Here is a 14,437-nt window from a genome sequence, read left to right as displayed (position 1 = left end):
AGTCCTTCCCATGACGAGTATCACGCCGTGTTTGTGGTTCGACGGGAACGGGTTGGAGGCCGCGGAGTTCTACGTCTCGTTGTTTCCGGACTCGAGCATTGACAGCGTCAGCCCCGGCCCGGACGGCTCGCCGTTGTTGGTGAGCTTCATGCTCATGGGCGGCCCCTTCCAGGCCCTCAACGGCGGACCGATGTTCCAGTTCACCGAGGCGGTGTCCTTGGTGGTTCCCTGCGAGAGCCAGGCCGAAGTCGACCGGTACTGGGCCGCGCTGACCGAAGGCGGCGAGGAGAGCATGTGCGGATGGCTGAAGGACCGGTACGGTGTGTCGTGGCAGATCGTGCCTACCGTCCTCGGTGAGATCCTCGGTGATCCCGACCCAGAGCGCGCCGCCCGCGCCACCGAGGCCATGCTGAAGATGCGACGCCTCGACATCGCAGCCCTCCGAGCCGCCGCCAACGGAACCATGTGACAGTCTGTAGGGCTGAGCCATGAGGACAGAGCCATGGCGGTTGCCGTAGGAGAGTGCGGGAGGAGTGAGACGTGGGGTTGAAGGGGAAGACCATTGTGGTGACGGGGCCGACGGGGATGGTGGGGCCTGCCCTGTCCAAGGCGTTGGCCGTTGACAATCGGGTGATCGCGCTGGCCCGGTTCTCCGATACCGCGGTGCGGGCCGATCTGGAGGCCTCCGAGGTGGAGTGTCTGGCGGTCGATCTGGTGGCCCCGGACTTTTCGGCGGTGCCCCGAGAGGTGGACGTGGTCCTGAATCTGGCGGTGATCAAGTCGGGCGACTGGCCGACCGACTTGGCGGTGTGTGCCGAGGCCACCGGCCACCTCATGAGCCACTTCCGGGACGCAGAGGCGTTCCTGCACTGTTCGTCGGGTGCGGTGTACCAGCCCAACGGCGGGGAGCCGTTCACCGAGGACAGCCCCCACGGGAACCACCACGAGCACATGATGCCCACCTATTCGATAAGCAAGATCGCCGGGGAATCGGTGGCCCGGTTCGGGGCACAAGAGTTCGACCTGCCGACGGTGATCGCCCGCCTCAACGTGCCCTACGGTGACGGCGGCGGCTGGCCCTATTTTCATCTGCTGATGATGCGGGCGGGCATGGCCATCGAGGTCAACCCGGACGGGGCCCGCTACAACCTCATTCACGACGAGGACATTGCCGCCGATCTGCCCGCCCTACTCGGCCAGGCTTCCGTACCGGCCGCCACGCTCAACTGGGCCAGTCCGGAGTTGGTGTCGATCGCCCAGTGGTGCGAGTTCATGGCCGAGGTGGACGGCTGCGATCCCCCTCAGATCGTGAAGGCCGACGCCGCCATTCCCAGCACGGTGATGGACACCACCCACATCCGGGAGCTGCGACCGGAGCGTCTGGTGGGTTGGCAGGACGGGCTGCGCCGCATGGTGCAGAACAACCCCGCCTGACGGAGTACTCGGTTTCGGACTCGTCAGGCTTCGGGCGTCGCCCAGGTGGCCTTCCGCCGCTCGAAGAAGGCGGCGATTCCTTCGGCGGCCTCCGGGGTGGCCCGCTGGGCGGCGATGAACGGAGGGGTCACTCGGGTGGCCTCGGGCAGCGGCAGCCCGTCGACCGCGGCCACCAGTTGCTTGGTGGCCGTGTGGGCACCGGGTGCCCCCTGAAGGAGGGAGCCGCAGACCCGTTCAACGGCGGCATCGAGGTCGTCGCCAACCTCGTCTACCAGACCCAGGCGGTGGGCCTCCACGGCGTCGAATCGGTCACCGGTCAAGAACAGCCGCTTGGCCGCGGGCAGTCCGATCCGGCGCACGACGAAGGGGGAGATCACCGCAGGCACCAAGCCGAGGCGGACCTCGCTGAAGGCGAACACCGCGTCGCCGGAGGCCACCGCCACGTCGGAAGCAGCCACCAAGCCGACGCCACCGCCGATGGCCGGACCCTGAACGAGGGAGACCACCGGACAACGGCAATGCTCGATGGCCTCGAACAGCGCCCCCAAGCGGCGGGCATCGGCCAGGTTCTCGGCCTCGTCGAAGTCGGCCATACGCCGCATGTAGGCGAGGTCGGCCCCGGCGCTGAAGGCCAAACCGTTGGCTCGCAGCACCACGATCCGAACGTGACGGTCCTCGTCCACCGCCCGGAAAGCCTCGGTCAGGTCCTGGATCAGCGCCTCATCGAGGGCATTGCGCCGCTCCGGCCGGTCGAGCGTGATCGTCCGGCTGGCTCCGTCGTCGGTGACCTGTAGATCAGCCATCGGCGGAACGTCGATCGAAGCTACGTCCACCGGCAGAAGAGCCATCGGGGCTGGCGATGATTCGTGGGGTGCCGCTCATGGGTGGTGTACATCTTCGCCGGGATGACCCCAACAGGGAAAGTCCCTCGGCCAGTGCGCCAGCTCATGACTCTGGAGCCCCGACTACCCGGCCACACCGGTTGCGCCCCGCCTCCCGATTGGCTGCCCACACTTTCCGCTTTGCCGCACGCATCGGCTGATCTGCCTATGCTCTGATTCCCAGTTGCTGCCGCACGGACCCGGAGGCTTGGGTGGCCGACACGTCAGTGAAGATTTCGGCTCGCGATGTCGAGCGCCACTTCGGCATCGACGGCAAGCACCGCCTGCATGCCCTCGGACCCTTCGATTTGGATGTGAACGAGGGAGAATTCGTCTGCATCGTCGGCCCCTCGGGGTGCGGCAAGTCGACCTTCTTGCGCATCCTCGCCGGGCTGCTGCGTCCCTCGAACGGCTCGGTTGAGCTGTTCACCAACGCGGCCACTGAGACCCCGGTGTCCATGGTGTTCCAGGACTACTCGATCTACCCGTGGAAGACGGTGGAGCGCAACGTGAGCTTCGGCTTGGAGCTTCGGGGGGTACCCAAGACCAAGGCCGTGGCCCAGGCCCATGACTGGTTGGAACGCCTCGGCCTGGCCGACTTTGCCCGGGCGTATCCCGACACCCTCTCCGGGGGCATGCGCCAGCGGGTGGCCATTGCCAGGGCTCTCACCGTAGAGCCCGAGATCCTGCTCATGGATGAGCCGTTTGCCGCCCTCGACGCCCAGTTGCGCCAGGTAATGCAAGACGATCTCCTGGAGATCTGGCAGTCGGATGCGGGCCGCACCGTGGTGTTCATCACCCACAGCCTGGAGGAAGCCATCGTCCTGGGAGACCGGGTGATCGTCATGTCGGCTCGTCCGGGAACGATGGTGCGGTCGGTGGACGTGCCTTTTCCCCGGCCCCGCACTCCCGAGCTTCGGGCGCAGTCCGAATTCAACGACTTCAAGAACGAGCTGTGGGACCTACTGAAGAGCGAGGTCGCCCACTACATGGCTGAGATACGGGCCGGCACCGGCGACACCCACGCCGCCGTCGGTCCGTCGCCCGCCGAGCCGGAGGACTGACATGAGCCAAGAAGACACAAGCCGGCTCAGCCCCCCGCAGGCAGCCGCTGCGGCCGGCGCCGAGTCACGGGAAGTGGCCGTGCTGAGGCGAACCTCGCCCAGCGCCGACCAGGATCCATTGGTGGCGGCTCGACGGAGCCGAGAGCTGATGGTCGTGCTTGCCGTGTTGGGCCCCATTGCCTTTCTCGGACTCTGGGAACTGGCGGTGCGCAACGACTGGTGGCTGGACGGTCGATTGATTTCCTCCCCCTGGGAGATCATCAGTTCTGAACGGCTCCGCCAAGCGGAGGTGTGGACGGCGGTGAGAGTCACCACTTTCCGGATGCTGAAGGGTTTTGCGCTGGGTACCGGACTGGGATTGCTCTTCGGGGTGGTGATGGGCGTGAACCGCTACATAAGGGCGGCCCTGAACAGCACCCTCACCGCCCTCTACACCGTTCCCAAGATCGCCCTGTTGCCGGTATATCTACTGCTGTTCGGCTTCGGGGAGTCGCCGCGGGTCTACCTGATCGCCACCGTGGTGTTCTTCTTCGTGTGGATCTACACCATGGCGCCGATCATGGCCGTGGATCCCGGCTACCGCGAAGCGGCGGCATCATTCGGTGCGTCCCGAGGGCAGATGTTCCGTCACGTGCTGTGGCCTTCGGCGCTGCCCCAGATCTTCGTGGGTCTCCGGGTGGCGGCCGGGGTGGCGGTCCTCATGGTCATCGCCGTGGAGCTGATCCTTCCCCGGGACGGCATCGGTTACTTCGTCGAACGGGGGCGGTCGCTGGGACTGCCGGACAACACCTTCCTCGGAGTGCTTCTGGCGGCGGCCCTGGGCATTGTCTTTGTGGGACTCGTGCGGTTGATCGGCACCCTGCTCACCCCGTGGGCCCCGGAGGACAACGCGCCCAACCAACTGTGACCCCACGGCCAAGGGCTCTCGGCCTGCGGGCCTTTCCTTGCATGCGCCGGTCACCCTTGAATGTGCAGGCTGAACGGCAAGAGACTAAACAGCAAGGCAGAACGGCTAACTCATCTGGGGGGAACCATGTCCGAGCAACACCCGTCTGAGCGGCACCATTCTCGGTTGACGTGGACGAGACGAGCACTCGCGTTGCTACTGGCTTTCGGGCTGGTGGCCGCCGCGTGCGGCAACGATGACGACGAGGCCGGCGACATCGGTACGGCTCCAGCACCCACGGCGGCGGAGGAAGCTCCTGCACCGGCCGGCGAGGAGGACATGGCCGACGATGGCGCCGACGACGCCGACAGTGGCATGGCCGACGACGGCGATGCTGATGCCGACGATGGCGCCGACGATACCGACAGCGACGCCGACGGTGGCATGGCCGACGATGGCGACAGCGACGCCGACAGTGGCATGGCCGACGAAACCAGCGGGTGCGCCGAGAACGGCTTGACCGACCCCAGCGACATGTCCAGCGATCGGGTGATCGCCCGGTGTGAGCCCGGCTATCCCGTGCCGCAACCGCTGGCCGAGCGACAGACCGTCCGGTTGGCGAACCGGTTCCGGGCCGAATTCGTGGCCCCGATCCTGTTGGCCGAGCACTACGGGCTGTTCGAGGAAGAGAACATCGAGGTCGAATGGGTGGAGTTGAGCCTCACCGACAGCATGGTGCCGTTGGACAACTGCGACGTGGACTTCGCGGTCGGCGGCACCGAGGCGTCCTTCCACAACGGGGTGGCCCAAGGCCTCGACGTGAGGATGGTGGTGGGCAACTTCTTCCCACCCGATGCCGGGGATGCCTCCATTGCCCAGACCGGCTTGTGGGTGCGCCGGGACGTGTTCAGCGACCCGCAGAACCCCGACATCACCGAGTTGCAGGGCGCCCGAGTGGCCTCGGCGGTCGGCTTGGGGTCGGTGATCGTCTACCCGATGGCTCAGGCCTTTGCCGACGCCGGGTTCTCGCTGCTCGACCTGGAGTTCGAGCGGATTCCCTCCTCGGAGATGCTCATCGCCCTGGAGAACAATGCGGTGCAGGGGGCCTGGTTGCTCGACCCCTATTGGATTGATGCGTCGGAGAACCCCGATGACTACGTCTTGATGGTGACGCAGACGCCAGGCGAGCCCCTCGGCGGCTTGTACGCCGGGCCCTGTGTGCGCACCGGTGACCGTCGCGAAGCGGGCGAGGCGTTCGTCCGGGCCTACATCCGGGCCATCAACACCTACCTCCCGCCCGACTATCAGGACAATGCCGAGGTCATGGAGGCGCTGGTGGAACAGACCGGGGCGCCGCTGGAGTCCCTGGAGCGGACGCCGGGGCTCTACTTCGACTGGGAAATCCGGGACACCACCTCGCAGAACGCCCAGGGGTTCTTCATCGAGTTCGAGACCGTCGAGTACGAAGAGGTGCTGCCCGACGACCAGGTCATCGACCGCTCGCTCTACGAGGCGGCCGTCACCGGCGGCTGAGGTAGCCGTCCTCAGCTCCAGAGCGGCCTCGCGGTCTTGGAGTGACCGGCCATGACCGCACGTGAAGGCCGTCGGTCAACCGGTCGGGTGACGGTGGTGTCGGCCGACACCCATGGTGGGGCCGACCTGCCCGAGTATCGGCCCTACCTGGACCCCGCCCTGCGGGCCGAATTCGACGGGTGGGCCGAGCACCACGCCACGGACTGGCGCGACCTGGAGGGTCCCGATGCCCCCCGCAACTGGGACAGCGACCGACGCCGGCGCGAGCTGGAAGCCGACGGCATCGTGGCCGAGGTGGTGTTCCCCAACACCATTCCGCCCTTCTACCCCGAGCCCCACCTGGCCGGCACGCTGCCCGCCACCGAGGCCGACTACCGGCGCCGGTGGGCCGGGCTGCAGGCCCACAATCGGTGGGTGGCGGACTTCTGCGCCCAGGCGGCCGGATTTCGCCGGGGGCTGGTCCAGGTGTTCCCCAACGTCGTCGAGGACGCGTTGGCGGAGATCCGATGGGCCATCGACCAACCCGATCTGTGCGGGGTGCTCTTGCCGTCGGTACCGCCCAACACGCTGGAGCCGCTGTATCGACCTGCGTACGATCCGCTGTGGCGCCTGTGCGCCGAGACGGGTTTTCCCGTGGTCACCCACGCGGGCGGTGGCGCCCCCACCCTGCCGGACGACCCCGCCACCCTGCCGGTGCTGATCTACGAGTACGGGTTCTGGTCGCACCGGACCCTGTGGCACCTGGTGCTCGGCGGGGTCTTCGAGCGACATCCCGACCTGCGGTACGTGATCACCGAGCAGGGCGGCCCGAGCTGGCTGTCGCGGCTGGCCACCGCCCTCGACGCCAAGTTCGACACGCTGGTTGATCCCTCCAAGCAGACAGCCCGGATCGACGGGAGCGCCATGGCCTCGATGTCGATGCTGCCGTCGGAGTACATCGCCCGCAACTGTTGGCTGGGGGCCAGCTTCTGCCAGGCCCACGAAATGGCCTACCGCTACGACGTGGGCGTCGACCGGATCATGTGGGGGAGTGACTACCCCCACCGGGAGGGCACCACCCCCCACAGCCGAGAGGCGCTGCGGGCCGCGTTCGCCGATGTCCCCGCCCCCGAGACGCAGGCCATGGTGGGTTCCAACGCCGCCGAGTTGTACGGGTTCGATCAGGCCGCGCTGGACGAGCGGGCGGCCCAAGTCGGCCCCGAACTCGCCGAGTTGGCCGTACCCCTGGACGAGCCCCCCGCCGATTCCACCTCCTACGCCTTCCACCCCGAGTACATCGCCACCTACTGAACGGCGTGCCGAGCGGCCCATTGACCGATCCCGGTATGAACCCATTCTACCTTGACTGGTATATTGGTACCTATGGTGTTGAGCATCAAGAGCGAAAGAGCGGACCAGCTTGCTCGTGAATTGGCGGAGATGACAGGGGAGTCCATCACCCAAGCGGTTGTTGCGTCCCTTGAAGCTCAATTGGACCGGGAGCATCGCCGGCGTCGCCGCGATGACCTGAGTGACATCGTGGACCGGTTTCGGGAGTTGCCTGAGCTTGACGATCGCTCTGCGGAGGAGATTCTGGGTTACAACGCTCACGGGCTGCCCGAGTGATCGTCGTCGACACATCGGCCGTTGTCGCGGTACTCTTCGGCGAGCCGGGGAGCGCGGATGTCGAGCAGCAACTCTTGAGTGCGCCCTGCGTGATGTCCGCGGCCACCCGGGTGGAACTCGGCATCGTCATCGAGGCCAAAAGAGGAGCCGCGGGTGTCCTGCTCCTCGATGAACTCATGGCCCGCCTCGACATCCGCATAGAACCGGTAGACGAGGGTATGGCCGAGGAGGCCTTGGCTTGTTGGCGGCGATTCGGAAAGGGTCGACATCCCGCCGCACTGAACTTCGGAGATGTCTTCTCCTATGCGCTGGCCCGCCAGCATGGGCTGCCCCTGCTGTGTGTCGGCGACGACTTCTCCCGTACCGACATTCCACTCGCCGGCTGACCTGGCCTGGAGGCGGAGGGGAGGAGCAACTGGGCTCCTGGCGGGGCATGCGATTGATTGTGGCGGTGGTCGGGAGGGGGTACTGTGCGGGCGCGACGGAACAGGAGCCGTCTCGAAGGGGGAGTGATGGCCGCGATCGAACCGGACGTCCTGTCGGAGGCCTTTGCCGATGACCCGAACGCGGTGTTGGCCGTCATGCGCGAAGAACACCCGGTGGTGTACCACGAGGCCACCCAGGCGTGGCTCATTTCGCGCTATGACGACGTGGAGCGGGCCTTCAAGGACAAGGTCTTCACCTCCAAGAACTACGAGTGGCAGCTCGAGCCGGTTCACGGGCGGACCATCCTCCAAATGGAGGGCCGCGACCACTCGGCTCACCGGAATCTGATCGCACCCGCCTTTCGGGGCAGCGAGCTGACGGCCAAGTTCGTGCCGGTGATCGAGGCCAACGCCCGAGACCTGATCGACGGCTTCCGCACCGACGGCAAGGTGGACCTGGTGGACCAGTTCACCATCCGATTCCCGATCAACGTGATCGTGGACATGCTGGGGCTGGACAAGTCGGATCACGCCCGCTTCCAGAAGTGGTACCACTCGATCATGGCGTTCCTGAGCAACCTGACCGGCGACGAGGACGTCATGGCCGCCGGGCTGCAGACCAAAGAGGAACTGCAGGCCTACATGATGCCGATCATCGCCCAGCGGCGGGCCGATCCCGGTGACGACCTGTTGAGCACCCTGTGTACCGCGGTGATCGACGGGGAGCAGATGACCGATCTGGAGATCAAGGCGTTCGTGTCGCTGCTGTTGGTGGCCGGGGGAGAGACCACCGACAAGGCCATGGCCAACATGATGATGAACCTGATCGCCAACCCCGATCAGCTCCAGGCCGTCCGCGACGACCGGCGGCTGATCGACAACGCCTTCGCCGAGACGCTGCGCCACTCGCCTCCGGTGCAGATGATCATGCGCCAGCCCGAGGCCGACGTGGAGATGCACGGGGTGACCATCCCGGCGGGATCGACGGTGACCTGCCTGATCGCCGGGGCCAACCGGGACCCCCGCCACTACGACGACCCCGACCGGTTCGACATCTTCCGTGACGACCTGGACGTCTCCAAGGCCTTCTCGGGAGCGGCCAACCACACCGGCTTCTGCCTGGGCCGACACTTCTGCATCGGGGCCATGTTGGCCAAGACCGAGGTGGAAATCGCCACCAACCAACTGCTTGACGCCATGGACGACATCGCCTTCGACGGCGTGGCGCCCACCCCGGTGGGCGTCTTCACCCGGGCACCCAAGTCGATGCCCCTCACGTTCACCCCCACCGGCCGGTAAGGCGTCCAGCGCATCACCCGGCGGTGGCCACCCCGCAGGTGGGTGCATTCGGCTATCAGATTTCTTCGATTACTTGACTCAGTCCAGAATCAGTGTCAGACTGACGTCATGACACCGGAGGTCGCCAACCCGACCGACCCGACCGAATTGCTGCGCCACCACGGGGTGCAGGTGACCGCCCAGCGCTTGGCCGTCCTGCGAGCGGTGGCCGCCCGACCCCACGGCACCGCCGACGACGTGGCCGAGACCGTGAACGGCGACATCGGGGCCATTTCCCGCCAAGCGGTGTACGACTCGCTGGGCCTGCTGGCCGACAAGGGCCTGATTCGCCGCATTCAACCGGCCGGCTCACCGGCCCGCTACGAGAACCGGGTGGGCGACAACCACCACCACCTCATCTGCCGTTCCTGCAACCGAATGGTCGACGTGGACTGCGCGGTGGGATACACCCCTTGTCTGACCGCGTCCGACGACGCCGGCTACGACATCGACGAGGCCGAGGTCATCTACTGGGGCCGCTGCCCCGAGTGCGCCCCGGCCAAACCCGAAGCGGTGGCCCGATGATCGCCAACGCCAAACCGATGACCACCAACGCCGAACCAATGACCGACTCACCTGCCAACCCCAAACTTCAGGGAGGAAACCATGACTGAATCCACCAGCCAGTGCCCGTTCTCGGGGGCCAACACCACCACCGGCACCTCGGCCACCCAGCAGTGGTGGCCCGAACAGCTCAACCTCAAGATCCTGCACCAACACTCGCCCGAAGCCGACCCGATGGGGGCCGACTTCGATTACGCCGCCGAGTTCGAGTCCCTCGACCTGGCTGCGGTGAAGCAGGACATCGCCGCCGCGTTGGTGGACTCGAAGGACTGGTGGCCCGCCGACTACGGCCACTACGGCCCCCTCATGATCCGCCTGACCTGGCATGCCGCCGGCACCTACCGGATCGGCGACGGCCGGGGTGGGGGCGGGACCGGGGCCCAGCGCTTCGCCCCGCTCAACAGTTGGCCCGACAACGCCAGCCTCGACAAGGCCCGACGCCTGTTGTGGCCGGTCAAGCAGAAGTACGGCCGCAAACTCTCCTGGGCCGACCTGCTCATCTTGGCGGGCAACGTGGCCCTGGAGTCCATGGGCCTGAAGACCTTCGGCTTCGGCGGGGGCCGCCCCGACATCTGGGCCCCCGAGGAGGACATCTACTGGGGCACCGAGTCCGAATGGCTGGGTGACGAGCGCTACACGGGCGACCGAGAGCTGGAGACCCCGCTGGGGGCGGTGCAGATGGGGCTCATCTACGTGAACCCCGAGGGGCCCAACGGCACCCCCGACCCCATCGCCGCGGGCATCGACATCCGGGAGACGTTCGGCCGCATGGCCATGGACGACGAGGAGACGGTGGCCCTCATCGCCGGCGGCCATACCTTCGGCAAGGCCCACGGGGCCGCCCCCGACACCTACGTGGGGGCCGAGCCCGAAGGCGCCTCCCTGGAGGAGCAGGGCCTGGGCTGGCGCAACACCTTCGGTTCCGGGGTCGGCGGTGACGCCATCACCAGCGGTCTGGAAGGGGCGTGGACGAGCGATCCGGCCACCTGGGACAACGGGTTCTTCGACAACCTGTTCGGCTACGAGTGGGAGCTGACCGAAAGCCCCGCCGGGGCCAAGCAGTGGCGACCCACCGACCGGGCGGCCGACAACACCGTGCCCGACGCCCACGACCCCAGCGTGCGCCACGCACCCATGATGCTGACCACCGACCTGGCCTTGCGGTTCGACCCCGTCTACGAGCCCATCTCGCGTCGGTTCCACCAGGATCCCGACGCGTTCGCCGACGCCTTCGCCCGGGCCTGGTTCAAGCTCACCCACCGGGACATGGGGCCGGTGGCGCGCTATCTCGGACCCGAGGTCCCCGACGAGGATTTGATCTGGCAGGACCCGGTGCCCGCCCCCGAAGGAGAGCCGATCAACGACGCCGACATCGCCGACCTCAAGGCCAGGATCATGGGCTCCGGTTTGTCGGTGTCCCAGCTCGTGGCCACCGCGTGGGCTTCGGCGTCCACCTTCCGGGGCACCGACATGCGCGGGGGCGCCAACGGTGCCCGCATCCGGCTGGCCCCCCAGAACACCTGGGAGGTCAACGTGCAGGCGGGCGTGGCCCCGGTGGTGGCCACCCTGGAACAGATCCAGGCCGACTTCAACGCCGCCGGTGGCCGCCAAGTGTCCCTGGCCGATCTGATCGTGCTGGGGGGCAACGCCGCAGTGGAGAAGGCCGCGGCCGACGCAGGCTGCCCGGTGGCGGTGCCGTTCACATCGGGTCGTACCGACGCCACGCAGGCCCAGACCGACGCCGACAGCTTCGCGGTGCTGGAACCCACCGCCGACGGGTTCCGCAACTACCTGGCCGACATCCACAAGCGGCCCGCCGAGGAACTGCTGGTGGACAAGGCCTTCCTGTTGAACCTGACCGCCCCGGAGATGACCGCGCTGGTCGGCGGGATGCGGGCCCTCGACGCCAATGCCGGTGGGACCTCACACGGGGTGCTCACCGACCGGCCGGGGGTGCTCACCAACGACTTCTTCGTCAACCTCCTCGACATGGACACCACATGGCAGGCCTCCCTCGACCAGCCGGGGGTGTATGAGGGCAAAGATCGAGCCACCGACGAGATTTGCTGCACGGCCACCGCGGTGGATTTGGTCTTCGGATCGAACTCCCAGCTCCGGGCCCTGGCCGAGGTCTACGCCTGCGACGACGGCCACCGGAAACTGGTCGATGACTTCGCCGCCGCCTGGGCCAAAGTCATGAACCTCGACCGCTTCGACGTCTCCTAGAAGATCAGCGGCCCTCGGCCCCGTCGTGGCCGACGGGGTCGAAGGTGACCAACAGCCGGGTGCGACCCCGGAGGATGTAACTGTCCATGAAGGCGTCGGTGTGGTCGGGCGCCAGCGCCAGGTTGGGCAAATCGAGCAGGGCTTCGGTGCCCACCTTGGCCTCCAACCGGGCCAGGCCCTGGCCGATGCAGTAGTGCTCGCCGTACCCGAAGGCGACGTGCTCGTTGGGATCCCGGTCGATGTTGAACTCGTGGGGTACCGGGCAGGCGGCGGGGTCGCGGTTGGCGGCGGCGAAGGACAGCCAGGCGAACTCGCCCTTGGCCACGGGCAGGTCCCCGAGCCGGGTGTCGCAGGTGGCGACCCGGAACAGCCCGGTCACCGGTCCCTCGTGGCGTAGCGCCTCCTCCACGAAGTCCGGCACTTGCTCCCGGTCGGCGGCCAATCGGGACCGCAGTTCGGGATCGGTGGCCAGACGGTGGCCGATGTTGGCCAGCAGGGTGGTGGTGGTCTCGTTGCCGGCCAGCAGGAACTGACGCAACGCTCCCATGCGTTCCTCGTGGGTCAGCGGTTGTCCGTCCACCTCGGCGTTTGCCACGTCGGAGATCAAATCGTCGCGGGGCTCGTGTTGGCGCTGTTCGACCAGGGCCGAGAAGTAGTCCTCGAATTCGGACTCCGATCTGATGTAGCTGCGCACCTCGTCACGGCTGGGTTTGGCCCGCCCGATGGGAATGGCGAAATCGTCCGACCATCCCTTGAACATCTCCAACTCCTCCTCGGGCACGCCCAGCATCCGGGAGATCATCACCATGGGCAGCAACACCGCGTACTCGCGCACCAGGTCGGCTCGGCCCCGATGGGCGAACGCGGCGACCAACGCATCGGACACCGACCTCACTTCGGGTTCCAGGGCCCGCAGCCGTGCCGGTCGAAAGGCCCGGTGCAGCGCCCGGCGCTGGCGCACGTGTTCGGGGGGATCAGCGGTGTTCAGCACCCGGCCCCGGGAACGGCTTCGGAATCGCCGTACGGCGTCGGCCATGTCCGGCTCCTGGGCGATGGCGTCGGCGTGTTCGGCCACCGGATCCCGAAACTCGTAGGTGGCCGTCGGCGACCGATTGGACCAGGTGTCGGTGTCCACCACAATGTCGTGAAGCAGTTGGTAACCGGTGATGACCCAGGCCCCCATGGCCTCGCTGTAGTACGCCGGCTCCGATGCCTCCCGGACGTCGTCGAAGAGTTCCCAGGGCGAGGCCAGCAACTCTTCGTCGCGGTCCAGCAGCCTGCGGATCCGCTCATCCAGCCCCCCGGTCACCACCGGTGAAGACTAACGTGGTCGGTGCTGCGGCACCGGCTGCCCACCGGGCAGGCAGGTGGCGACAAGGGGTGCGATGAAGACCGTCATGTTCACCGGCGAACGCCGGGCCGAATGCGTGGAGGTGGAGGATCCGGCCATCGGCGCTCCCCATGAAGCCATCATTGCGGTGGAACGCACGGCGATCTGCGGCAGCGACCTGCATCCGTACCGGGGTGAGTGGGGCGACCCGACCGGTCAGCGGCCGGGCCACGAGTTCATGGGCGCCATCGTCGAGGTCGGGGCCGAGGTGGCCTCCTATCGGGCCGGCGATCGCGTCCTGGTGTCGGGCGCGGTGGGCTGCGGGCGCTGCGCTTCCTGCGGTCAGGGACTGTCCTCGGCCTGTCCGCAGATGCAGGTTCTCGGCATACCGGCCCTCACCGAGTATCCCGGAGGGCAAGCCGAATTCGTCGTCGTTCCCCATGCCGACACCAGCCTCCTGCCCATTGCCGACGGCATGAGCGACGAGGCCGCCCTCCTGTTGACCGACAACTTGGCCACCGGCTGGCAGGGTGCCCGCCGGGCCGGCATTACCGAAGGCGACCGGGTGGCGGTTGTGGGCCTCGGACCGGTCGGCATGTGTGCGGTCATGTCGGCCCGTGCCCTCGGGGCTTGGGAGGTCTTCGCCCTCGACCCCATCCCCACCCGACGGGACTTTGCCGCGGAGTTGGGGGCCATCCCGATGGAGTCCACCCCCGATGCCGTGGCCGAAGTACTCGACCGCACCGGCGGTGGCGTTGACGCCGCGGTGGAAACCGCCGGGCGAAGCGCCTCCGTGGCCGCCGCAGTGGAAGTGACCCATGCTGCCGGCCGCATTTCCTCGGTTTCGGTGGCCAGCGAGCCCTACGAGCGCACTCCGAAGGATCTCCTGGCCCCCACTCAGCGCTGGGTGGAATCCGTGGCCTCACCCCAGCGGGCCTGGCCCCAACTACTGCCGGCGTTGGACTCGGCTGCCTTCTCCGAACTCGACCGGATCTTCAGCCACCGATTCGACCTCACCGATGCCGCCGCCGCCTATGAGTTGTTCTCCGAACACCCGGCGAACTGCCGCAAGGTGCTGTTTGCCCCGTAGGTGAAATTGACAGCCACGTAGGTTGCACCGATCGACAATCGGCAGTCCGGGGGGGATCCCT

At 67.2% G+C, this 14,437-nt stretch carries 14 protein-coding genes; 12 read left to right on the top strand and 2 right to left on the bottom strand.

Annotation, left to right across the window (positions count from 1 at the left end; translation table 11 throughout):
• The first annotated feature begins 10 nt into the window (after positions 1-10).
• On the top strand, positions 11-469 hold the full coding sequence (locus tag ACOQPQ_RS04075; protein WP_420638171.1) for a VOC family protein: 459 nt from the start codon (positions 11-13) through the stop codon (positions 467-469).
• A gap of 71 nt (positions 470-540) precedes the next feature.
• Positions 541-1,434 (top strand): NAD-dependent epimerase/dehydratase family protein, encoded by an 894-nt coding sequence (locus tag ACOQPQ_RS04070; protein WP_420638170.1) that lies wholly within the window; start codon positions 541-543, stop codon positions 1,432-1,434.
• A 23-nt stretch (positions 1,435-1,457) separates the two neighbouring features.
• On the opposite strand, the gene ACOQPQ_RS04065 is transcribed toward ACOQPQ_RS04070, so the two are convergent.
• On the bottom strand, positions 1,458-2,237 hold the full coding sequence (locus ACOQPQ_RS04065) for an enoyl-CoA hydratase-related protein (RefSeq protein WP_420638169.1): 780 nt from the start codon (positions 2,235-2,237) through the stop codon (positions 1,458-1,460).
• A 290-nt stretch (positions 2,238-2,527) separates the two neighbouring features.
• On the opposite strand from ACOQPQ_RS04065, the gene ACOQPQ_RS04060 reads away from it, so the two are divergent.
• From ACOQPQ_RS04060 to katG, 9 genes are all read left to right on the top strand, one after another.
• A complete protein-coding gene (locus ACOQPQ_RS04060; protein WP_420638168.1) occupies positions 2,528-3,379 on the top strand; it encodes an ABC transporter ATP-binding protein in 852 nt (283 codons plus the stop codon).
• 121 nt (positions 3,380-3,500) lie between these two features.
• Positions 3,501-4,286: an ABC transporter permease gene (locus tag ACOQPQ_RS04055; RefSeq protein ID WP_420638167.1), complete on the top strand. Its 786-nt coding sequence runs from the start codon at positions 3,501-3,503 to the stop codon at positions 4,284-4,286.
• Between the two features lie 165 nt (positions 4,287-4,451).
• The gene (locus ACOQPQ_RS04050) at positions 4,452-5,798 is read left to right on the top strand and encodes an ABC transporter substrate-binding protein (protein WP_420638166.1); all 1,347 of its coding nucleotides are present in this window, start codon (positions 4,452-4,454) and stop codon (positions 5,796-5,798) included.
• 51 nt (positions 5,799-5,849) lie between these two features.
• On the top strand, positions 5,850-7,088 hold the full coding sequence (locus ACOQPQ_RS04045; protein WP_420638165.1) for an amidohydrolase family protein: 1,239 nt from the start codon (positions 5,850-5,852) through the stop codon (positions 7,086-7,088).
• Positions 7,089-7,160: 72 nt separating this feature from the next.
• Positions 7,161-7,403: a type II toxin-antitoxin system VapB family antitoxin gene (locus ACOQPQ_RS04040; RefSeq protein WP_420638164.1), complete on the top strand. Its 243-nt coding sequence runs from the start codon at positions 7,161-7,163 to the stop codon at positions 7,401-7,403.
• On the top strand, positions 7,400-7,789 hold the full coding sequence (locus ACOQPQ_RS04035; RefSeq protein WP_420638163.1) for a type II toxin-antitoxin system VapC family toxin: 390 nt from the start codon (positions 7,400-7,402) through the stop codon (positions 7,787-7,789). The genes ACOQPQ_RS04040 and ACOQPQ_RS04035 overlap by 4 nt, the downstream gene beginning before the upstream one ends.
• A gap of 126 nt (positions 7,790-7,915) precedes the next feature.
• A complete protein-coding gene (locus ACOQPQ_RS04030) occupies positions 7,916-9,127 on the top strand; it encodes a cytochrome P450 (RefSeq protein ID WP_420638162.1) in 1,212 nt (403 codons plus the stop codon).
• A gap of 108 nt (positions 9,128-9,235) precedes the next feature.
• Positions 9,236-9,691, top strand: a complete 456-nt coding sequence (locus ACOQPQ_RS04025; protein ID WP_420638161.1) for a Fur family transcriptional regulator — start codon at positions 9,236-9,238, stop codon at positions 9,689-9,691.
• Between the two features lie 81 nt (positions 9,692-9,772).
• Positions 9,773-11,956 carry a catalase/peroxidase HPI gene (gene katG, locus ACOQPQ_RS04020; RefSeq protein WP_420638160.1) on the top strand — a complete coding sequence of 728 codons (2,184 nt, stop codon included), beginning with the start codon at positions 9,773-9,775 and terminating at the stop codon, positions 11,954-11,956.
• A gap of 4 nt (positions 11,957-11,960) precedes the next feature.
• Here the strand turns inward: katG and ACOQPQ_RS04015 are convergent, their stop codons facing one another.
• The gene (locus ACOQPQ_RS04015) at positions 11,961-13,265 is read right to left on the bottom strand and encodes a cytochrome P450 (protein ID WP_420638159.1); all 1,305 of its coding nucleotides are present in this window, start codon (positions 13,263-13,265) and stop codon (positions 11,961-11,963) included.
• A gap of 76 nt (positions 13,266-13,341) precedes the next feature.
• On the opposite strand from ACOQPQ_RS04015, the gene ACOQPQ_RS04010 reads away from it, so the two are divergent.
• Positions 13,342-14,376 (top strand): zinc-dependent alcohol dehydrogenase, encoded by a 1,035-nt coding sequence (locus ACOQPQ_RS04010; protein ID WP_420638158.1) that lies wholly within the window; start codon positions 13,342-13,344, stop codon positions 14,374-14,376.
• Positions 14,377-14,437 lie beyond the last annotated feature (61 nt).

Source organism: Candidatus Poriferisocius sp., from assembly GCF_965219775.1.
In the GTDB taxonomy this organism is placed as follows: Bacteria; Actinomycetota; Acidimicrobiia; order Acidimicrobiales; family Bin134; genus Poriferisocius.
Note: the sequence above shows the minus strand (reverse complement) of the source record. Positions and strands in the feature narration are given on the sequence as shown.

Excerpts from the sequence above, each read along its gene's own strand:
- ACOQPQ_RS04025 (WP_420638161.1), top strand. The coding sequence starts at position 9,236 with ATGACACCGGAGGTCGCCAACCCGACCGACCCGACCGAATTGCTGCGC.
- ACOQPQ_RS04075 (WP_420638171.1), top strand. The coding sequence starts at position 11 with ATGACGAGTATCACGCCGTGTTTGTGGTTCGACGGGAACGGGTTGGAG.
- ACOQPQ_RS04040 (WP_420638164.1), top strand. The coding sequence starts at position 7,161 with ATGGTGTTGAGCATCAAGAGCGAAAGAGCGGACCAGCTTGCTCGTGAA.
- katG (WP_420638160.1), top strand. The coding sequence starts at position 9,773 with ATGACTGAATCCACCAGCCAGTGCCCGTTCTCGGGGGCCAACACCACC.
- ACOQPQ_RS04010 (WP_420638158.1), top strand. The coding sequence starts at position 13,342 with ATGAAGACCGTCATGTTCACCGGCGAACGCCGGGCCGAATGCGTGGAG.
- ACOQPQ_RS04045 (WP_420638165.1), top strand. The coding sequence starts at position 5,850 with ATGACCGCACGTGAAGGCCGTCGGTCAACCGGTCGGGTGACGGTGGTG.
- ACOQPQ_RS04065 (WP_420638169.1), bottom strand. The coding sequence starts at position 2,237 with ATGGCTGATCTACAGGTCACCGACGACGGAGCCAGCCGGACGATCACG.
- ACOQPQ_RS04030 (WP_420638162.1), top strand. The coding sequence starts at position 7,916 with ATGGCCGCGATCGAACCGGACGTCCTGTCGGAGGCCTTTGCCGATGAC.